At 60.9% G+C, this 18,560-nt stretch carries 20 protein-coding genes and 4 pseudogenes; 13 read left to right on the top strand and 11 right to left on the bottom strand.

The genetic code is table 11. The features are described 5' to 3' along the window. Positions 1 to 16: 16 nt before the first annotated feature. The 5 genes and pseudogenes from GZ092_RS10730 (at position 17) to GZ092_RS10710 (ending at position 3,618) form a co-directional block, all read left to right on the top strand. On the top strand, positions 17 to 493 hold the full coding sequence (locus GZ092_RS10730) for a hypothetical protein (protein ID WP_293636384.1): 477 nt from the start codon (positions 17 to 19) through the stop codon (positions 491 to 493). Between the two features lie 38 nt (positions 494 to 531). Further along, complete coding sequence (gene umuD / locus GZ092_RS10725) at positions 532 to 1,071, top strand: translesion error-prone DNA polymerase V autoproteolytic subunit (protein WP_293636383.1); 540 nt, start codon at positions 532 to 534, stop codon at positions 1,069 to 1,071. Positions 1,072 to 1,088: 17 nt separating this feature from the next. Beyond that, positions 1,089 to 2,447, top strand: a pseudogene (locus tag GZ092_RS10720) (Y-family DNA polymerase). 169 nt (positions 2,448 to 2,616) lie between these two features. Continuing rightward, a complete protein-coding gene (locus GZ092_RS10715; RefSeq protein ID WP_293636382.1) occupies positions 2,617 to 2,988 on the top strand; it encodes a hypothetical protein in 372 nt (123 codons plus the stop codon). 57 nt (positions 2,989 to 3,045) lie between these two features. Continuing rightward, a complete protein-coding gene (locus GZ092_RS10710; RefSeq protein WP_293636381.1) occupies positions 3,046 to 3,618 on the top strand; it encodes a DNA/RNA non-specific endonuclease in 573 nt (190 codons plus the stop codon). A gap of 237 nt (positions 3,619 to 3,855) precedes the next feature. Here GZ092_RS10710 and GZ092_RS10705 read toward each other — a convergent pair whose 3' ends face one another. Next, the gene (locus tag GZ092_RS10705; protein ID WP_293636380.1) at positions 3,856 to 4,173 is read right to left on the bottom strand and encodes a helix-turn-helix transcriptional regulator; all 318 of its coding nucleotides are present in this window, start codon (positions 4,171 to 4,173) and stop codon (positions 3,856 to 3,858) included. A 114-nt stretch (positions 4,174 to 4,287) separates the two neighbouring features. Here GZ092_RS10705 and GZ092_RS10700 point away from each other — a divergent pair, with 114 nt between their 5' ends. The 6 genes from GZ092_RS10700 to GZ092_RS10675 all read left to right on the top strand — a co-directional run bounded on the left by GZ092_RS10700 (position 4,288) and on the right by GZ092_RS10675 (position 8,967). Beyond that, positions 4,288 to 4,791 (top strand): hypothetical protein, encoded by a 504-nt coding sequence (locus GZ092_RS10700; protein ID WP_293636379.1) that lies wholly within the window; start codon positions 4,288 to 4,290, stop codon positions 4,789 to 4,791. A gap of 129 nt (positions 4,792 to 4,920) precedes the next feature. After that, entirely contained in the window at positions 4,921 to 6,627 is a 1,707-nt protein-coding gene (locus GZ092_RS10695; protein ID WP_293636378.1) for an AAA family ATPase, read from the top strand. A gap of 97 nt (positions 6,628 to 6,724) precedes the next feature. Then, positions 6,725 to 7,174: a hypothetical protein gene (locus GZ092_RS10690; RefSeq protein WP_293636377.1), complete on the top strand. Its 450-nt coding sequence runs from the start codon at positions 6,725 to 6,727 to the stop codon at positions 7,172 to 7,174. 58 nt (positions 7,175 to 7,232) lie between these two features. Further along, a complete protein-coding gene (locus tag GZ092_RS10685; RefSeq protein WP_293636376.1) occupies positions 7,233 to 7,637 on the top strand; it encodes a BPSL0761 family protein in 405 nt (134 codons plus the stop codon). 75 nt (positions 7,638 to 7,712) lie between these two features. After that, on the top strand, positions 7,713 to 7,994 hold the full coding sequence (locus GZ092_RS10680) for a hypothetical protein (RefSeq protein WP_293636375.1): 282 nt from the start codon (positions 7,713 to 7,715) through the stop codon (positions 7,992 to 7,994). 100 nt (positions 7,995 to 8,094) lie between these two features. Further along, the gene (locus GZ092_RS10675; protein ID WP_293636374.1) at positions 8,095 to 8,967 is read left to right on the top strand and encodes a metallophosphoesterase; all 873 of its coding nucleotides are present in this window, start codon (positions 8,095 to 8,097) and stop codon (positions 8,965 to 8,967) included. Positions 8,968 to 9,260: 293 nt separating this feature from the next. On the opposite strand, the gene istB is transcribed toward GZ092_RS10675, so the two are convergent. Together istB and istA are read right to left on the bottom strand one after the other, a co-directional pair. Further along, complete coding sequence (gene istB, locus GZ092_RS10670) at positions 9,261 to 9,998, bottom strand: IS21-like element helper ATPase IstB (protein ID WP_293636373.1); 738 nt, start codon at positions 9,996 to 9,998, stop codon at positions 9,261 to 9,263. Between the two features lie 28 nt (positions 9,999 to 10,026). Continuing rightward, positions 10,027 to 11,571, bottom strand: a complete 1,545-nt coding sequence (istA, locus tag GZ092_RS10665) for an IS21 family transposase (RefSeq protein ID WP_293636372.1) — start codon at positions 11,569 to 11,571, stop codon at positions 10,027 to 10,029. 159 nt (positions 11,572 to 11,730) lie between these two features. On the opposite strand from istA, the gene GZ092_RS10660 reads away from it, so the two are divergent. Then, the gene (locus GZ092_RS10660; protein WP_293636371.1) at positions 11,731 to 12,165 is read left to right on the top strand and encodes a metallophosphoesterase; all 435 of its coding nucleotides are present in this window, start codon (positions 11,731 to 11,733) and stop codon (positions 12,163 to 12,165) included. 60 nt (positions 12,166 to 12,225) lie between these two features. Next, positions 12,226 to 12,456: a hypothetical protein gene (locus tag GZ092_RS10655; protein ID WP_293636370.1), complete on the top strand. Its 231-nt coding sequence runs from the start codon at positions 12,226 to 12,228 to the stop codon at positions 12,454 to 12,456. Between the two features lie 188 nt (positions 12,457 to 12,644). Here GZ092_RS10655 and GZ092_RS10650 read toward each other — a convergent pair whose 3' ends face one another. The 8 genes and pseudogenes from GZ092_RS10650 to GZ092_RS10615 form a co-directional block, all read right to left on the bottom strand. Then, positions 12,645 to 13,043 (bottom strand): hypothetical protein, encoded by a 399-nt coding sequence (locus tag GZ092_RS10650; protein ID WP_293636369.1) that lies wholly within the window; start codon positions 13,041 to 13,043, stop codon positions 12,645 to 12,647. A gap of 120 nt (positions 13,044 to 13,163) precedes the next feature. Continuing rightward, positions 13,164 to 13,435, bottom strand: a pseudogene (gene tnpA, locus GZ092_RS10645) (IS200/IS605 family transposase); the annotation flags it as partial. Between the two features lie 980 nt (positions 13,436 to 14,415). Beyond that, positions 14,416 to 15,486, bottom strand: coding sequence for an IS110 family transposase (locus GZ092_RS10640; RefSeq protein WP_293636368.1), 1,071 nt, complete (start codon positions 15,484 to 15,486; stop codon positions 14,416 to 14,418). A 13-nt stretch (positions 15,487 to 15,499) separates the two neighbouring features. Beyond that, positions 15,500 to 15,745 (bottom strand): hypothetical protein, encoded by a 246-nt coding sequence (locus GZ092_RS10635; RefSeq protein WP_293636367.1) that lies wholly within the window; start codon positions 15,743 to 15,745, stop codon positions 15,500 to 15,502. 22 nt (positions 15,746 to 15,767) lie between these two features. Then, positions 15,768 to 16,295: pseudogene (locus GZ092_RS10630) on the bottom strand (transposase); the annotation flags it as partial. Between the two features lie 42 nt (positions 16,296 to 16,337). Then, on the bottom strand, positions 16,338 to 17,408 hold the full coding sequence (locus GZ092_RS10625) for an IS3 family transposase (RefSeq protein ID WP_293636366.1): 1,071 nt from the start codon (positions 17,406 to 17,408) through the stop codon (positions 16,338 to 16,340). Continuing rightward, positions 17,405 to 17,911, bottom strand: coding sequence for a transposase (locus GZ092_RS10620; RefSeq protein WP_363254456.1), 507 nt, complete (start codon positions 17,909 to 17,911; stop codon positions 17,405 to 17,407). Before GZ092_RS10620 ends, GZ092_RS10625 begins: the two co-directional genes overlap by 4 nt. 61 nt (positions 17,912 to 17,972) lie before the next feature. Then, a pseudogene (locus GZ092_RS10615) lies at positions 17,973 to 18,545 on the bottom strand (IS5 family transposase); the annotation flags it as partial. Positions 18,546 to 18,560: the final 15 nt, after the last annotated feature.

Genomic DNA, 18,560 nt, shown 5'->3' with positions numbered 1-18,560 from the left:
CCAAAAGGAGTTCAGTATGAGAATCATCGGTTTTTCCAATGCAGTGCCCGCCTCCGCCCAGCCCTCCTGGCTCAGGCCGGTGCAGGCCCTGGCGCCGTGGCTCGGGCGGGTGCGGGACTCACTGGGGGATTCGCTTGGCCACCTGGTCAACTTGACAGATCTGCCGGACCGGGCGCCCGCACCACGCGAAGTACGCCAGCAGGTGCAAGCAGGAACCAACCCGGCTCCGCGTGCGGCCGGCGTGGCGCGGGCCTTCACGCCCGCTACGCTGGCCAGCAATGAGGCGACCTTTGCCATGGGGCCATCAGCCGGTGGGCGGCAAGGCGCCCCCCTCCCCCAGGCAGGACACGGCAGCGCCCTGCGCGTCGTTCGCGAGTCAGATTCCGCGCTCCAGGCCGACTGCGCCGGGCGCATGGTCATGTCCGGCAAGATCGCCGACATCTGCGCCGAGCTCGACCGCATGGCGCTGCGCGCGGCCCGGGCCGAAAGGTGAAGGGGGCGGCATTCGCTTGGGCGGGAACCTTCGCCGCCATGCACGGTCCAGCGCCTGAGGCCATACCGGCCGCCTGCCATCCGCCGCGCTTGACGCTGGCAATGGTCGAGGGCCGCATTCCAGCCGGCTTTCCCTCGCCGGCGGACGATTTCGCCCTCAAGGGCCTGGACCTCAATGACCTCTTGATCACGCACCCGCTGGCGACGTTCTTCATGCAGGTCAGCGGCTGGTCGCTGGTCCTGGAGCACATTTGCGACCAGGACATCGTGGTGGTCAACCGCGCCTTGACGCCCCGGCATGGCCACGTGGTGGTGGCGCTGGTGGACAACCAGTTCACCATCAAGATCCTGCACCGCCAGGGCGGCTGCATCAAGCTGATGCCGGCCAACCCCGAGTTTGGCGAGATGGTCTTTCAGGACGGCCAGGAGCTGGTGATCATCGGCGTGGTCACCGCCTCGATCCGGCGTCGTCTGGCGCCGCGCAGCCTGGCCGAATGCCATGGCGCGCGTGACGCTGGGCAAGAAGACACCGGGCAAGAAGACGCTGGTCCGCGCGCCGCCGGTCCCTTCGGCCGATGAACCGCCAGCCCGCCCCCCTGTTTGCGCTGGTCGATGGCAACAACTTTTATGTCTCCTGCGAGCGCGTCTTCGCGCCCCGTTTGCTCGGACGCCCGGTGATCGTGCTGAGCAACAACGACGGCTGTGCCATTGCCCGCTCCAACGAAGCCCGCACGCTGGGCATCAAGATGGGCGAACCCTGGTTCGAGGTCCGGCAACGGCTTGAAGGCGCCGGCGTCATTGCGCTGAGTGCCAACTTCGCACTCTACGGCGAGCTCTCGGGCCGCATGATGGCCATTGCCGCCGGGCTGGGACCGGCGCAAGAAATCTACAGCATCGACGAGTCCTTCATCGACCTGGCGGGCATGACGGCCATGGTGGGCATGTCGGGCATGTCGGGCAGGGCGGGTGGCCTGACCGGCCGCTGCCAGCGGGTGCGCGCGCGCCTCTTGCAGTGAATCGGTATTCCCTGCGGCATCGGGGTGGGGACTACCAAGACCCTGGCCAAGCTGGCCAACCATGTGGCCAAGACGGCCGAGCGCAAGCCGGGCAGCTACCCGAGTGAGTTTGCCCAGGTGTGCAACCTGGCCGCGCTGCCGGCGTCCGACCTGGACGCCGTGCTGGCCGCCACCGACCTGGGCGAGGTCTGGGGGATTGGCAGGCGCATCGGCGCGCAGCTGCGCGAAGCAGGTTTAGGCAGCGCACTGGACGTGGCCCGGCTGGACCCGGCCATGGTGCGCCGGCGCTGGTCGGTGGTGCTCGAGCGCACGGTGCGCGAGCTGCAGGGGCAAAGCTGCCTGCAGCTCGAAAGCCAGGCGCTGCCCAAACAAGAAATTGCCTGCACGCGCAGCTTTGGCCACCCGGTCACCGAGCGGGCCGACCTCATCGAGGCGGTGAGCTGCTTTGCCAGCCGCGCGGCGCACAAGCTGCGCACCCAGCAAAGCCACGCCGGACAGGTGCTGGTGTTCATCCACACCAGCCCATTTCGGCGCCAGCACCCGCAGTACTCGCGCTCGATCACGGTGCCGCTGCGCCGGCCCTCGTCGGACAGCCGCGCGATCGTGCAGGCGGCCGTGCATGGCTTGCAGCTGATCTTTCGGGCCGGGTACTGCTACGCCAAGGCTGGCGTGATGCTGCTCGACTTGCAGGACGGCAGCGTGGAGCAGCACGAGCTGGCGCTCGGCGGCGATGGCGATAGTGATAGTGATGGAGAAGGCAACCAGCGCAGCGCGCTGATGGGGACGATGGACCGGCTCAATGCGCGGTATGGCCGGGGCACGGTGGCGCTCGCCAGCAGCGGCCCGCAGGGCATTGACCGCGCCTGGTCGATGCGCCAGGAGAGGCGAACGCCCGACTACATGGCCCGCTGGGCCGACATTCCGACGGCGCTGGCCTGAAGGGCATTACAGGCCAGTGACGCCACAGACCTTGCTTGCTACACAAACGTGCCCTTGAGGCTTTTTCGCTCCCCTTTGTCCGGCACAATCCCGGTCCTGCCAGCGCTCTCCCTCCAGTTCACCTTCTTTGCGCAGGCCGCGGCTGCTGGCTGGCCTTCATCTTCTTTCTTTGTTTCTTCCTTCCTTCCTTCCTCCCTTCCTCGCTTTCGCCCTCCCCTTGATGAAAAAACGAAAACCAGCGGCGCGTTCCCGCAGCAAGCTGCGCCTGATCCCGGTTGGCCTGATCCTGGCCCTGGGCCTGTCGCTGCATTCCTGTGCCGACATCCCAGCCAAGCCCATTGAGGCTGCAGGCAATGCTCTTGAAAAACTGGCAAGGGATTTGGAGAAGGCCGCGGGCCAATCCACCAGTGCGCCTGGCAGCGCCTCCAGGCCGTCTGCGCCCTCCGCAGCCCGCATGGGGAACGCCAGCGGGGACTTTTCGGCTTGTTCGCAGTTTTTCGCTGGCGGCACGCCGCCCGTGGTCGCCCCTCGGCCGATGTAGCGCGCGCTGTGCTACGACGCCTTTGCCATCCTGCATTCGGGCGAGAGCAAGACGGCGGTGTACGTGGCGCAAAAGCTCAACCGCGCGCTGGTCGCGGACGCCGATGAGAAGCGCACCAACAAGTTCTTTGCCGATGCGCGCCTGCGCGCGGCCGAACGGGCCACACTCGAGGACTATCGAGGCAGTGGATACGACAGGGGCCACCTTGCCCCAGCAGTCCAGACACCCACGGCGCAGGCCATGGCCCAGAGCTTTTCGCTGGCCAACATGGTCCCCCAGGCGCCCCAGCACAACCAGGGCGCCTGGCGTGTGTCGGTCGAAGATGCCACCAAAAAATACGCGGCCAGGGCGACGGGTGACGTGTACGTGATCACTGGCCCGGTCTATGCCCCGAGCATCGCCCAAAGTAAAGGCATCGGCCCGGGCCAGGTGCGCGTGCCCACCTACCTGTTCAAGCTCGTGTACGACGAGAACAAGCACAAGGCCTGGGCGCACTGGCACCTCAACGACAACGCCACCCGGGCTTCGGCGCCATCAGTTATGGTGAGCTGGTCAGGCGCACCGGCATCGAGTTTCTGCCAGGTGTGCACTTGGCCGACTGACATTCCTGTAGCTGCCCTGTTAGTTTGAGTTGCAACGGGCTGGATGGAACTTCATCCCTCAACTTCCACAGTGACCACCTCCCGGGTAATGTTCCCGTGCCCTGCCATGGGCAACGCCAGCAGGCCGCGTTCCCCACTGAGGTCTTCGACACTAGGCCAGGCTTGCCAACCGCAAGTGGATCATGGGTTTCTTCAAATCAGCCGTAGGCCAGGAGTTGAAAGCAGCTAAGAAAAGTTTCTTAGGTGCTGCTAAATCAGCAACACATTAGACCGCTCCTGTCCGCTCAACAAATTCACTTGTGCTTGCCAACCTTCGTTGCACTTCCGCTATCAAGTCTTCTGGTTTCTTGCCTACTGCATAAGCGAGCGAAAAGAAAACAGAAAGTGACAGCTGCGTCTTTGCCAATTCAATTTTGCTGACGAAGGTGCGGTCAACGACAGCACGTAGTGCCAACTGCTCCTGGCTTAAGCCGACTTCTAGTCGAGACTCGCGCAGCAAAGCCGCAAATACCTTAGCTAAGGCGTCATTTTGTTGTGCACGTGTCATCACTTGACTATCGAATACAGAGGGAATATAGTCCACGGCTTATACGCCACGGCTTATACGCCACGGTTTATACGCCACGGTTTATACGCCACATTTTCCTGTCTAACCTGAATAGCCAAATACGCGTCCATATTGCGTGAGGAAAGATCAATGAAGACTCGTCATCCCTCCGCCACTGCTGTGGCACAGTCCGCTTCCAAAAAGCCGAAAGTTGTCGAAACCGAGACAAGCATTGCTCCTGACGATGGCGTACCCCTGCGTTATTGGGAATCGGAAGCGGTGGTGATCGCTTGTCTCCAAAATGCAATGCCGGAGGGCTCCGCGCCGCCGCATGGGCGTTATCTCATCATTTCGCCCACGGCTGAAGCGTTCGACGAACTGTCCAAGCACAGTCCCTGCATCTCGCAGCTTTGGGTACTGGCGGCAGACTCGGCGGGTCCAAGCATGTGCTACATGGACCGCATCGCTGAGGTGGCAAGCTGGACAGCGCAAACGCCCGGCGGCCGCCCCTTGATTGTCTTGCGCGGGCAAGGCGGTCATTTGCTGGGGGTGGACGATGACGGAATGTTCAGTTTGTGCCCTTCGGTCGTTCACTGGTCTGGTGAAGGGCACTACCGCGGTGCGCCTGCTCCGGACAACGCGGGCAACGTTTGATGCTGCCCAAGGACACCCCACCTACGTCTGGCAAGGAATTGCGTTGAACGCGTGCAGGCCCAGGCGGCAGCCGTGCGCAACGGCGCCCACAGCTGTGCCGATGAGTAAAAGAACGAGTGAGAGACCATTGTGTTGATCCCGCCCGAAGCCCGCCGTCCGAGCCGCCGCCAGATCCTGGCGGCCGTTCCGACCCGCTTTCGTCACCCGATGCTGCGCCTCATGCCCTACGGGGCACTCGCGCCCAGCGAGTTCGAGGACTTGCAGGCCCTGGCTTGCTGGGCCGTGGACAAGCGCCGCACGGCCGGGCAGCGCGCCGACGCGCTGGCGTCGATGTGCGTACTGTACGACCACGGCTTCATCGAGCTGCCCCGGCGCTGGCAGCTCATCGAGGAGATCGCCCAGCACAACTGGGCGCTGGACCGCTGCCTGCGGGTGGCCGAGATCTTGTTCCTGGCCAGGCTTGACACGGTCAACGCCCACGTAGAGGAAGAAAAAATCGCAGGCATGGTGGTCGGCATCCCGACGATCCGGGGCAGCAAGGCCGGGCAGCCGCAGGAAGGTCAGGCGCTGTCCACCGCAATGATTGTGCTGAGCGAAGCCGTGGCGCACATGAGCGCCAGGTCGCGAGGTGAACTGACCAGCCTGCCCGAGCCAGAGCGCCTGGCCGGCATCCGCCTGCTCAGGCTCTACAGCGTGCTCGGCAGGCACAACGTGAACCCGGCAGAGCTGCCAGCGGCCAGGCTGCGGGTGTTTCGCTCCACCGGAAAGAGCCTTTGGAAGGCATTGACGAAGGTTGCGCTTGTTCACTTGCATGAGCCTGCGCTGTATGGCGAAGCGGCCATGAACAGGATTGACCACGCGTTGGCAGGCGAAGCCGAGCGGGTGGTCCGTTCGAAATCCGACCTTCCGGCTGGGCGCGATGCTGCGGCGCCACCGACTTCGGAATCGTCCCTGATGCATGTCGTCATCAAGGGCACCATCGTCCAGCCCACCGACAGCGCCGATCGGGACTTCCTCAAGCCATACGCGATCCTGCAAAGGCCGCTGCCGCTGGCCGCCCTACCCCCGCTCGAGACGCTGTCAAGCATGCACTTTCAGCTGCGGCAGGAATTCCCGTGGGCCGCCAACGCCCTGGAAGCCGTGTTCGGGCAGCTGCGCGCGCGCAAGCAGTTCGGCTCCGTGCGGCTGGCGTTCACGCCGCTGCTGCTGTGCGGCCCGCCGGGCACCGGCAAGACCCGGCTGGCCAGGCGCCTGGGCGAAGTGTTCGAGCTGCAAACCATGGTCTTGAAACTTGGGGGCGCCACCGACGCGATGTCGATCCTGGGCACCAGTCGAGGCTGGAGCACGGGCCAGCCTTCGCCGCTGCTGCGCCCGCTGCTCAAGGGCACGGCGTCGGCCCTGATCATCCTGGACGAGCTGGACAAGCCGGCCAACGGCACGAAGAACAGCCCGCCCGTCGAAAGCGCCCTGCTGAGCCTGCTGGAGCCCGAGGACGCGCGCCACTGGCCAGACGGTTACCTTCAAACCGAGTGCGACCTGAGCGGCATGCTCTACATCGCCACGTGCAACCAGACGACGTGGATGCCCGGCGCCCTCAAAAGCCGGTTCCGGATGGTCGACGTGCGCGCGCCGACGGTGCCCGAGCTTCGAAGCGTCGCGCCTTTCGTGGCGCGCGACATCGAGGCGGAATGGGGCCTGGCATCGGGCGCGCTGCAAGGCGTGCCGTTCGAACGACTGCTGCCGCCGCGGATGACCTCGCTGCGCCAACTGCGCCGGGCGATGCAGTCGGCGATTGCTAGGTGGCTTGACGCACCGGGTCAGAGGATCAAGCACTGATCATCATGACACACCACGCCATGACACCGTCGCCGTCGACGTCGCCCAACCTTCACCGGTCCCGATTCACCAAAGGACGCCCTCAGGGCCACCTCTTATGAGCCAACACAATGAAGATCCTGGCACCCCTTTGACCAACGCCGTCATCGCCCGCCTGCCGCACCTGCGCCCGCAGATTGAAAGTTTTGTCCCCGACGGCTGGGACGCTGTGGCGGCGCAGGCCCTGGAGGCCCTTGCCTTGCTGTCCGACAAGACTGGTGTGCCGATCTCGATCATGCAGTTCAAGGAAAAGTTCGGTGATTTCCGGATTTACGTGCGCCTGGACGAGCCGTCCATTGGATCGCTCGAAGTTGTCGCGGACACGCCGCAATACGTGTCCCTGCGTTCGTCCGCGATTCCCGACACCGTCAGGGCGCGCGCGAGCGAGATCATCGACGCGGCTGCCGCCCGTTGCTTGACGCTGTGCCAGCAGTGCGGCTCACCGGGACGAAAGCGCAACACCGAGGGATGGCGTCACGTGGCCTGCGATGAACATGCGCGCCGCTGAATCGTTGCCAGTTGCCATTTACCGCTTGCCACCACCACTTGGAACTTGGAGCACGATCATGACCATGCCCGATGAACGCACGCGCTCGTTGCGCTGGGGGTTCGAGTTCCTCGGCGAGATGCTCTCGGACGAGACGATTGAGGACTCCCTTCGCGCCGCAGCGCAGCGCCTGCTGTTGACCTACCCGCGACCAGACCAAATCCTCGAATGGATCGAGGCCGACGCGCCTGGGCTCCCGCAGGCGGCGAGCGAGGCCCTGGTGGGTGCGAGCGCGCTGTGGACGCGCCTTCAGTTTTCGCACCAGGGCACCCAGGAGACAAGGCACACGCTCAGGTTCGTGCAGCGCCACTTCCCTGAGCCCTGGCTCTCGCAACTGCTGGGTAGCGCTCCCAGGGAGGGACTGCGAAGCTGGCTTTTACCGGAAGAGCCAGAAGACTGGGAGTACGGGCGCGGCGCGTCATGAAGGCTCGCGCAGAGTGACGCCGGGTGGCTCCGGGAATAAGTTGCACAACATTGATCGATAGCACAGGAGATTGAAATGTACACAATCTGGACAGGATGGATGGACTACTTTGCCACCGGCGAGGGGCGCAGTCTGATGGCTTACATCGGGCATGCGCAAAGCGCGGACGAGTTGCGCACGAACGCAAGCGAAGTGTTCGGTGAGTATTACGCCAGGGGGTTGGATATAGCGGAGGGTTTGATCGAGAACAACGTCACCCTGATGGTGTTTTCGGCGAAGACGTTCGAGCTGGTTCGCGGGCTCGACGGCAAAGCGTCCATACGCTGTCACGCGTTTGTGGCCTTCAATGGCTCCTGACGCGATGAATGACTGTCCAGCGTTTCCCCGGTGACGATGTCCGGGAACGCGGCATGACATTTACTTGGCCATGCAGGCCCGATTCAAGGAGGATCCTGCCGTGAAAATCCTGGTGCTCAGCGACCTCCACCTCGAGCTCGGCATATCGCTGACCTTGCCGCCCCGTCTCACGCTTGATGCCTATGACGTCGTCATCCTGGCCGGCGACATCCATTCCCCCGGCCACAAGGCGGTGCACTGGGCGCAACGCGGCAGCACCTTCGGCGGCAAGCCTGTGGTTCTAGTGCCCGGCAACCACGAGTTCTACGGGCGCCTGATTCCCACCGAGCTCGCCCAGATGAAGCAGGCAGCCGCAGGGAGCAACGTCCACCTGCTGGACCGCGACGGCGTCGTCATCGACGGCGTACGCTTTCTGGGCTGCACCTTGTGGACCGATTTCCAGCTGCCGGTTCGCCAGCCTTCGGGCCAGTCGGAAGTCGACGTTGGCCGCGCCTTGCTTGAAGCCAACCGCTGCATGAACGACTTCAGACTCATCGAGGTCTTGTCGCCCAGCATGAACCGTCTGCGGTTCCACGAACAGACCCGGCAGCTGCAAGCAGCCGACGCGCTGGCGATGCACTGGATAGACCGCGACTGGCTGCGCCGCCAGCTGGCCCAGCCTTTCGAAGGGTTGACGGTGGTGGTCACGCACCACGCGCCTTCAATCGGCTCGGTTGCTGAGCGCTACGGTGCCGACTGGTTGACGCCGGCCTTCGTGAGCCACCTGCCGGACGAGTTTTTTGCCGTGCCCAGCCTTTGGGTGCATGGCCACACGCACAGCAGGTTCGATTACCGTAGAGGCCAGTGCAGGGTCGTCAGCAACCCCCGGGGGTACCGGCGTCGGGACTCATCGTTCGAGAACCCATTTTTCGATCCCGCGCTGGTGATCGAGGTCGCCAGCGACACTGCCTTGCCATCAGACCATGCGACATAGTCGCCCAAGAACCCCAGGGAGATTTTTAGCCGTTGAAAAAGGCCTACAGACCGTATATGAACCCTATCAACCAGCTTGACCAGTTCGACCAGTTCGACCAGGAGCACGCTGACGCCTTGCGAGGCATCTGGTTCCTGGGTGCGCATTCCATTGATGGCGGACAGTGATTCCAGATTCATCGCGGACAGCATTCCATGCGATGGCGGACACCGAGCGCAGGTGTCCTGAGTGACGGTGTCAATCGTATCGCAACTGTCCGCGATGGCCGTGGACTGAAGCGACGGCGGGCTGGCTCACGCGGCGCTGGCGCGTTTTCTCAGGGACTCGCCCTTGAGGGCCATCTTGTGCGAGCCGTGCACGATGCGGTCCAGGATGGCATCGGCCAGGGTGGGCTCGTCCAGCCAGGCATGCCAGGAGGCAACAGGCAGCTGGCTGGTGACGAGCGTGGAACGGCTGCCCACCCGGTCATCGAGCAACTCCAGCAAATCATTGCGCTCGTGCGCGTCTATTGGGGCGATGGCAAAGTCGTCGAGTATCAGCAGGTCCAGCCTGGCCAGCTGAGCGAGCCGGCGTGCAAAGCTGCCATCGCCATGGGCCACATGCAACTCCTCGAGCAATCGAGGAGCGCGAACGTAGAGCACGGAGAATCCCAGGCGGGCTGCTTGCTGGCCCAGCGCGCACGCCAGCCAGGTTTTGCCGCAACCGGTGGCGCCGGTGAGTAGCACGTTATGACCATGGCGCAGCCAATCGCCGCCGGCCAGCTCGCCAATGATTTCGCGCCTGAGTCCGCGGCTGCTTCTCCAGTCAATATCCTCCAGGCAGGCCGAGGAAACCTTCAGCCGGGCGGTTTTGAGCAGGCGCTCCAGGCGTTTGGTGTCGCGCCAATCCACCTCACGCTGCACCAGCAGGGCCAGGCGTTGTTCAAAGGGCAGTTCGGCAGCACCGATTTGACTGGCCGGGTCGGCCAAGGCGGCGGCCATGCCGTCCAGGCGCAGGGTGCGCAGTTGTTGCAGGGTCTGTTCGTGGAGCATATTTGGTTCCTGATGTTGTCGGGCCGGCTCAGTGGTAGTAGTCCGGCCCACGCACGTTCTCGTGCAGCGGCAGGCTCGCCTGGGTGGCAATGGGCGCATCGAGCGCGCGCTGGTCCAGCCCGAAGCTCAGGATGGAGGCGATGCTTTTGTAGTGCGGGGCGCGAATCGATTGGGCACGGGCGCAAGCGGCTTCCAGTCGGTCGGGACCGTACTCACGGCCCAGGCGCATGAGTCCCAGGCAGGAGCGGTAACCCTGCTCGGGGTGGGCGCGGTGCTCCATCTGCCAGCGCACCACGGCAGCCGTGGCAGCGCCAACGCGCTCGGCCCAGGCGATGAGCTTGGCCGGTGTCCACTGCAGGTGCGCCCGGTGCGAGGCGGGCATGTGCTCGGGCGTGGTGGTGTGCGCACCCCGGCGTGGGTTCAAGGTGTGGGCGGCCACGCGGGTCTGGCCGTGCAGCACCTCCACCGTGCTGGCCGTGATGCGCAACTCCACCATCTGGCCCACCAGGCGGTGCGGCGCCGAATAGTAGTGGCCATCGAGTTCGACGTGGTAGTCGATATTGACCCGCGCAGGCTTGAAACGGGCAATGGCCATGCGCGTGGCCGGCAAGGCTTTGAGGGCGGGCTGGTCCAGACTGGCGAACGCACTGCAGCGGCAGCCTGGCAGCTTCTTGAACGGGCGCTCGTTGAGGTCCTGCAACAGGGCTGCGATTGCCTTGTTGAGCGCGCCCAGGCTGAAGAAGCGCTGGTGACGCAGGCGCGCCAGAATCCAGCGCTCGACCACCTGCACGGCCACTTCCACCTTGGGCTTGTCACGCGGCTTGGCCGGGCGTGCCGGCAGCACGGCCAGGCTATAGTGCTGCGAGAGTTCCTCCAACAAGCGGTGGCTGGTGGGCTCGTAGCGGTCCGGCCGGGTCATGAGCGCACGTGGCTGGTCAGGCACCAGCAGGCGCGGCACGCCGCCGATGAACTCCAGGGCGGCAATGATGCTGGCCACCCAGTCAGCGGCCTTCTGGCCAGGGGTGGCGCAGGCGTAGGTGAAGTTCGACGCGCCCAGCACGGCCACGAACACCTGCGCCTGCGTTATCTCGCCCGTGCTGGCGTCTACTACCGGGACCGTCTGCCCGGCGTAGTCCACGAACAGCTTGTCGCCGGCCTCGTGGGTCTGGCGCATGGAGCGCTTCAGGCGCTTGGCCCACTGCTGGTACTTCTCGCAAAAGGCGCTGTACTTGTAGGCTGCGCCCTGGTGCTGGCGCTGGTACTCCTCCCAGAGCAACTGCAGGGTAACGCCGGCGCGCTTGAGTTCGCTGTGCAGTTCGGCGTAATCGGGCTCGAACTGGCGGGACTGGCGTGCCACCGGCGGCCGATACAACCGGGCCTGGAGTTCTTCGTCGCTTAAATGCTGGGCTTCACTCCAGTCGAGCCCGGCGGCGCGGGTGTAGCTGGCGATGTCACTGACGGTGGATTTGGAGATGCCCAGTGCTGCGCCGATTTGGCGCGTGCTGAGGTTGCCGCTGTGCAGCAACTGCAATGTGTGTCGAATCTTGCTCATGGTGACCCTTGGTGTGGGCATAGCTGGTTTCCGGTCAAAAAAACCGGACAGCCTACGCCTCGTTTGGGTCACTCAGGGCACTGCTGGGGTGTCCGCCTTCAAAATGGAACGCTGTCCGCCTTCACCGTGGAACGGTGTCCGCGATGACGGTGGACCACTGTCCGCCATCAGCATGGAATCGTGTCCGCCATCGCGTGGAATACGCACCTGGGGGACGTCCATGGCGCGTTCGGGCACATTGCCCAGGCCTTGCTGGCGGCCAACGACAAGCCGCGCTGGCTCGTGTTCCTGGGCGACATCGACATCGACCACCTCGCGTTTCGCGAGGTGCTGGCGCCCTTGCGCCACGACTTTCCCGCAACAAAGGTGGCGTTCATTCATGGCAACCATGACGCGGACAGTTACGCGCATTGGGAGATGCTGCACGACTGCGGCGATGCCGTGGCCTTGCATGCCCAAGTCACGGCGCTGGACGGCGTGCGTGTGGCCGGCCTGGGCGGCCATTTCATGGGCCGGATCTGGCGCCCGCCTGCCCCGGCAGCGTTTCAAAACAAGCACCAAGCCATGCACCGGGGCGCCTACCAGTGGCGGGGCGGCCAAAAGCCCAACCCTTAGCTGCACGCCGCGATCTACCCGGACGACGTGGCGGCGCTGTCAAAGTTAAGAGCAGACATCTTGGTGACGCATGAAGCGCCCTCGTGTCATCCGCACGGCTTTGCCGCCCTTGATGCGCTGGCCAGGTCCCTGCGCGTGGTGCGCTCGTTTCATGGCCATCATCACGACGACCGGTCCGTGCAGTATCTGCCGAGCCGGCAGCAACGGGGGTTCGATGCGCATGCCGTGGACTATTGCGGCATTAAAAATGGCCTGTGCGAGGTGATTCGGGTGGGAGGTGCGGACGGATAAGCCGCAGCCTGCGGGACATTTGCCAAGGCCATACAGGTCGTTCTAGCCTTGGCTGGCCTGGTGTGGCCTGGTGTAACCTGTGGCTTCCCGCTGCCCGACCAGGGGTCGTCAAGGACAACGCACATGAACACCCCATGCTTGCCAGGCACCCCTTCATGACAGTGCGAAAGGTAGAGATTGAACCGGCTTCAAACACAAATTTTCGACTTGGTCGGAAGTTCATTCATCATTTTTTCCACTTCATAAGCAGCATGCAGAGATTCAACAATTCCTGTCAGTCGCTTTGCAAATTCGGTTGGAAAACTTCGCCACCTGCTTGCATGATCAAGCAATATTTCCATTCCCTCATCCCCAAATGCTAAAGTTGCTTTCAGGGTGTACAACACGACTTCGTTCGAAATTCCAAATTCTGTCTCTTCGCCAAATTCAAATACACGCGCAAATTCGTCGAAAATTGTAATTCTCTCCAAGCATTTTTCAATAGAGAAATGAATTTCTTTGTTCATCTCGATAGTCGACTGGCTTCTATCAAATGCATCACAAGCTTCTTGTTCGAGTTCCTGACGTAAAAATTTTTCGTCTGTCATGATTTATCCCTTTTAAAATATTTCAACTAAACACCCACCAGCTAAAGCTGGTAGGTTTGTATTGCGGATTGAAAGTCCGGATACACGTCGCTTGAACGACGCATCTTGTGATGGTGCTGTCTGGAATTCATCGTTCTGGTTGGGCTTAAAGTGATATTTCAAATACTGCTTGATCATTTCCTGCGTCATCTGCCCTACCGTGATACAAAAGCGGGTAGCTCACCAAAATATGCAGATGATCATTGTGCTCCAGAGCCTTGAAAATCCTGGTTTCAAACGCTTGGCACATTTCGCGCATCAGCTTCTCTGAAGCGCTCGGCTGTCTCACCCGTCAACACCTTGTAGCGGTACTTCGTCACCCAAACAAAGTAATACACAATTTAAAATACCACATGATTTCCTTATCTGTAGTCCATTCCGCACCTGCACTTCATACAGCAAATTCTCACAGCTAAAGCTGACCGGCTAAAGCCGGTGATTTAAACCTTGTGATTGCAAATAAAATGTCTTTTATTAATGTTTGAATTTGTTGCTTGGCGCCACGCTTTTTCTCAATGTCAAAATAGTATATATTGCTTTTTCCGTGGTTTCTTAGTTCACCATAGCGCCTGTGTACGTGATCTTGATGACAATAACAGCTTGTACTTTTTTTTGTAAAATAAAGGTTAGGCGCACGGAGTTTCGGTTTTGCCTGAATGACAACTATAAAATTTTTTTTTATTTATCGCAGGGGAGTTCAAGCTCGTGACGTCCCTGCACGTCTCTTTTGGACAAGCGCCAATCGGTAAAGATGGTGATAATAACTATTTCCTTGAAAATGCATGCAAAACTTTCTTAAAATGAAGTTGATGGTTTCGGAATTTCTGCACAGAGGCTTTACTGAAGTACTTTGCAATTATGTCGTAAAGTTTTTTTCCATATCCCCAAATTGGCACGTAATCAGCGTGTTTAGATTTATATATTAATGAAATTGAAATGAGCGTTTTAATTGACGCACATCAGACAACAAGTCGAGAGAACGTTATGTTCGTGGTTTTTACCTTGGGAGTGCATTGGGCAAAGCCCTAACAGGCTTACAGGGACTGCCCACACAGTCAAGTATTACTGATTGAATTGCTTTGCCTTGATTACGGTATTAAGCGTTGGCGTGAGGTGAAGCGTCCAGGAAACAAGGAACAGACTGCACACTTACAGACGGGCTTAATGCACGGATGGTGCGACCCCAGATACGAACCGCTTGGCGGGACTCCATTTGCTGAACGGGACGATGCCGAAGCATTCACTTGCCTGTTATCGAGTTTTCCCACCACCGGTCTGACCTGTCTGCTGATCTTCAATTTCACGTCTTGCAGAAATATACCTATCGACTCAACTACGTCGTTGCTGTTGCCGCACCAGCTGGGTTGACACTCATATGCCTCGGATCAAAGCGACACCCTTTGGTCATCATGGCCCACAAGATGCGTGCATTTTTGTTTGCCATTGCCACGGCCGCTTTTTGCCAGCCCGACTTCTCTCGCAACTGATACAGCCACTTTGAGATAGGGTCATCGCGCTTTTGTGCTGTCATCACCACTGACTTTGCACCCTGTATCAGCAACATGCGCAGATACATGTCGCCGCGCTTGGTGATGCCGCCCAGATTGTTCTTGCCTCCGCTGGAGTTTTGTCTTGGCGTCAATCCCAACCAGGCTCCAAACTGCGCACCATTCTTGAACTGATTAAAGTCGCCCACTGTTGCCACCACAGCCGAGGCAGTGACCGGGCCAACGCCCATGAGTTCTTTGGCAGCCTTGGCTTGCGCGTCATCCTTGACATGCGCAGTGATGCGTTCGTCGCACCATTTGATGCGCTCTTCAATGTCTTTCCAGTGGACATAAGCCTCTTGGACGACCAGTCGCGCCAACCCGCAAAGATCATTGCCAGCATCCTCCAGCATGTCGGTCAACTTCTCGCGCAATTTCTCCGGGCTCTTGGACGCCACCAAACTGAACTCAGCCAACATGCCCCGGATGCGATTGATGCTCGCTGTGCGTTCTTCTTTCAACCCCTCGCGCAGTCTGTGAACGCACAATATGCCTTGCTGAACCGTGGTTTTGAGTGGGACAAAGCGCATGGTTGGCCTGGACGCCGCTTCGCAAATGGCTGCGGCATCATTGGCGTCATTCTTGCCACCTTTGCCTTGCAGACGATAGGGCACCACCAAGTGGGGTGCGATGATTTTTACGTTCAACCCCAAAGCCATGAGTTTGCGGGCCCAATGGTGGGAGCCCCCACAGGCTTCCATCGCCACCAGGCAGCCTGCCGGTAGCTGCGCGCACCACGCCAGAAACTTGTCTCGGCTGAGCTGCCGGTTGGTGACGAGTTTGCCACCCGCATCAACGGCGTTGACCTGGATCACGGATTTTGCTAAATCCACTCCGACTCGTGTAATCTCGCTCATGGGACTTCCCCTTTCAAAGGTTGTAGATTGACTTCCACAAACCAATCTTGGCACTTGATGCCGTTACCAGGAAGTGGGCAGTCCCTTCGTATTTGCTGAAATACTGACTGCGCCGGCGCAGCGACGGGCTTGAAGTGGTTGCTGAAATACTGACTGCGCAGGCGCAGCGACTGGCTTGAAATGGTTTGTTTTTGCGATTATTTTTCATATTTTGAATATCACAGTGCATTTTCGCGTTGCCGCTGCTGACCTTAATCACTCTGGTCGCCTTTTTTATTCACTTATTGCCCCAGCAGAGGCATTTGTCCCAAAGTGCGCATGCGCGTCAAGTTGTACGCGGCCATCGTCAGCACAAACATCTGGTCCACGCGCTCAAGCCCGCGCACCATCACCTGGCGAATCCCACCCACCGTTTTGCCCCAGCCAAAGCCCTGCTCGATGAGCTTTCTCTTTTGCTGCGAGACGGCGTAGCCCTCACTTTGGGCAATAGCATCTGGCACGGCCGAGCGCCTGCCGGCGGTGTTTTGCGCCACATGCGGCACAACGCCCATCACCAGGCATGCCTCGATGAACTCGTGCGCGTCATAGCCCTTGTCCGCGCCCAGCGTGATGGCGGTTTTCACGTCCGGCAGGGCTTGCCGGGCATCGTCAATCATGACTTTGGCCGCTTCGCGCTCGGCGTGGCCGTCAGCCCGCGTCACCATGGCGCTGGAAATCAGGCCGTGGCGGTTGTCGCTCAGCGTGTGGCCCATGAAGCGCAACTCGCTGGCCGTTTTCCCCTTGCGGTACAGCCGCGCGTCAGCGTCAGTGTTAGGTGGATGTCAAGACAGTTGTCGCAAAAAGTTTGATGCTCAGGCGATTTGTTGGGTGAGTTTGTTCTGGTTGTGTTGTGTTTCCGGATTGAGGTGGACTTCTGCGATTCGGTCCCAATTGCGGGTCGGACCGGACCAGCGGTTTGGGTTGGCATCGCGCGCTGCGGCATAGACTTTGGCGCGGTCATCCAGAAGGGCTTGATCGATTTGCATGTGACGTTGAGCGGGCGTCACAAAGCCAATCGCGCTATGCCGATGCTCGTGGTTGTACCAATGCACCAACTCTGTCACCCAGCGTCGCGCCTGTAGCAAGCCATTGAACGGTCTGACGGGAAGTTGCGGTCGGTACTTCAGTGTCCGGAACAAAGCCTCCGAGTAAGGATTGTCGTTACTGACCGCCGGTCGGCTGCGAGACGCAGCCACGCCCAGGCGCTGCATGGTGGCGAGCATTGTTTCCCCCTTCATCGGGGAGCCGTTGTCCGAGTGAACCGTGAGCTGATTGGGCGTGATGCCCTGACGCTCGCAGATGGCCTGGAGCAGCCCGCTGGCCAACTCGGCACTCTCGCAGTCGTACACCTGCCAGCCAACGATCCGGCGGCTGAACAGGTCCACAAACAGGTAAAGGTAGAAGTAGATGCCGCGGACCTCGGTGGGCAAGTAGCTGATGTCCCAGCAGTAAATCTGATCGGGCCCAGTGGCCACCAGCGCGCGTGGCTTGCTGCGTTTTTGCGCCACCCGCTCCAGGCGGCGGTGCGTCAACTGGCCGGCTTCACGCAGCAGTCGGTACAGGGTCGACTCGCTGGCCACATACAGGCCCTGGTCAGCCAGGCGCGGCACGATCTGGCCGGGTGGCAGATCCTTGAACTCATCGCTGTTGACCACCTCCAGCGCAGCTTGTCGCTCCGCCTCACTGAACTTGTTGGGCGGCACGGTGATGCGGCGTTTGTCGCCGACCCGGAGGTCTCCCTGCTGGTTCTCCGGGCGTCTCCAGCGCTGAACAGTACGCGCATCCAACCCAATCAGGGCGCAGGCCTTTTGCAGACGTGCGCCGCTGTTGCAGGACTGTCCTATCAGCGCCAGCAGGGTCTGGCGCTGTTGGCAACTGGTCATTTCTCCTCGTCCTCCCACAGGGCCTGGAACTTTTTTTGTAGCACCAGCAAGGCTGCGGCTTCGGCCAGCGCCTTCTCTTTTCGACGCAGTTCACGCTGCAGCCCCTCGTGTTTGACCTGCAGCTCACGCAACGCTGTCTTGGCTTGGCGCGATTCAGGCGCTGTGGCGCTGCAAAAAGCTTCACCCCAGGCCTTGAGCTGGTGTTCAAACAAACCCTTCTCCCGGCACCAGGCATGTAGCTGTGCGGGCGTCATGGCATGCGTCTGGTTCAGCGCAAGCAAGCGCTGGGCAGGGCTCCACGATTGGGCTGGTAAGTCGTCAGGCAGTTGCGCTGCGGGGCCACCGACTTCATGCTTTCGGTTGGACTTGCTGATCCATTTTCTCAAGGTGCCCACAGACATATTCAAATCATCGGCTACGTCCTGGACGCTGCGTGTGCCTCGTTGCCTGGCTTTGCTCAGGGCTTGTTCTTGGAATTCAGTTGAATGTCGATTTGTTGTCATGAATAGCGCTCCAATGCGGATCATCCGCAATCACGGGGGAGCATCTAGTCTGACACGGGAGGGTGTTTGACTCGTGCGTCTCGTTCGAGCGGCTCTGACCCTTGAAACTGCCGCCGCTGCCTGGCTCATCGCTGCCGTCCTTGCGCACAAAGCTCTTGTGGCTCGCCCAGGCCTGAATCAACGCGCCATCCACGCTGAAGTGCTCCCCCGAGAGCCAGCCATGCTCCTCGGCGCTTTGCACCACCAGGTTGAACAGCTCAATCACTGCGTCATGTGCCAGCAAGCGCTCGCGGTTTTTCGTGAACACCGTGGGCACCCACACCACATCCTCCATGGCCAGGCCGATGAACCAGCGGTACAGCAGGTTGTACTGCACCTGCTCCATAAGCTGGCGTTCCGAGCGCACGCTGTAGAACACCTGGAGCAGCATGGCGCGCAGCAGCTTCTCGGGCGCGATGCTGGGCCGCCCGCCTTTGCTGTCGGCCTCGTACATCCCGGCAAACAGCGCGTCCATTTTTGCCAGCGCCTCGTTGACCATCTGGCGTATCGGGCGCAGCGGATGGTCGGGCGGCACAAAGTCCTCCAGGCGGTGCAGCGTGAAGGGAATTTCGGTGAAGGTGTCGGCTCCGCGCACGGTTCGGCTGGGTTT

The organism is Polaromonas sp. (assembly GCF_010365105.1).
In the GTDB taxonomy this organism is placed as follows: domain Bacteria; phylum Pseudomonadota; class Gammaproteobacteria; order Burkholderiales; family Burkholderiaceae_C; genus Polaromonas.
This window is presented reverse-complemented; position numbering and strand designations above follow the sequence as displayed.

What these genes read in the sequence shown, in the direction of transcription:
- GZ092_RS10625 (WP_293636366.1), bottom strand. Translation starts at nt 17,408, where the DNA reads ATGACCAGTTGCCAACAGCGCCAGACCCTGCTGGCGCTGATAGGACAG.
- umuD (WP_293636383.1), top strand. Translation starts at nt 532, where the DNA reads ATGCACGGTCCAGCGCCTGAGGCCATACCGGCCGCCTGCCATCCGCCG.
- GZ092_RS10690 (WP_293636377.1), top strand. Translation starts at nt 6,725, where the DNA reads ATGAGCCAACACAATGAAGATCCTGGCACCCCTTTGACCAACGCCGTC.
- GZ092_RS10730 (WP_293636384.1), top strand. Translation starts at nt 17, where the DNA reads ATGAGAATCATCGGTTTTTCCAATGCAGTGCCCGCCTCCGCCCAGCCC.
- istA (WP_293636372.1), bottom strand. Translation starts at nt 11,571, where the DNA reads ATGCCCACACCAAGGGTCACCATGAGCAAGATTCGACACACATTGCAG.
- istB (WP_293636373.1), bottom strand. Translation starts at nt 9,998, where the DNA reads ATGCTCCACGAACAGACCCTGCAACAACTGCGCACCCTGCGCCTGGAC.
- GZ092_RS10700 (WP_293636379.1), top strand. Translation starts at nt 4,288, where the DNA reads ATGAAGACTCGTCATCCCTCCGCCACTGCTGTGGCACAGTCCGCTTCC.
- GZ092_RS10685 (WP_293636376.1), top strand. Translation starts at nt 7,233, where the DNA reads ATGACCATGCCCGATGAACGCACGCGCTCGTTGCGCTGGGGGTTCGAG.
- GZ092_RS10640 (WP_293636368.1), bottom strand. Translation starts at nt 15,486, where the DNA reads ATGAGCGAGATTACACGAGTCGGAGTGGATTTAGCAAAATCCGTGATC.
- GZ092_RS10680 (WP_293636375.1), top strand. Translation starts at nt 7,713, where the DNA reads ATGTACACAATCTGGACAGGATGGATGGACTACTTTGCCACCGGCGAG.
- GZ092_RS10620 (WP_363254456.1), bottom strand. Translation starts at nt 17,911, where the DNA reads ATGACAACAAATCGACATTCAACTGAATTCCAAGAACAAGCCCTGAGC.
- GZ092_RS10650 (WP_293636369.1), bottom strand. Translation starts at nt 13,043, where the DNA reads ATGACAGACGAAAAATTTTTACGTCAGGAACTCGAACAAGAAGCTTGT.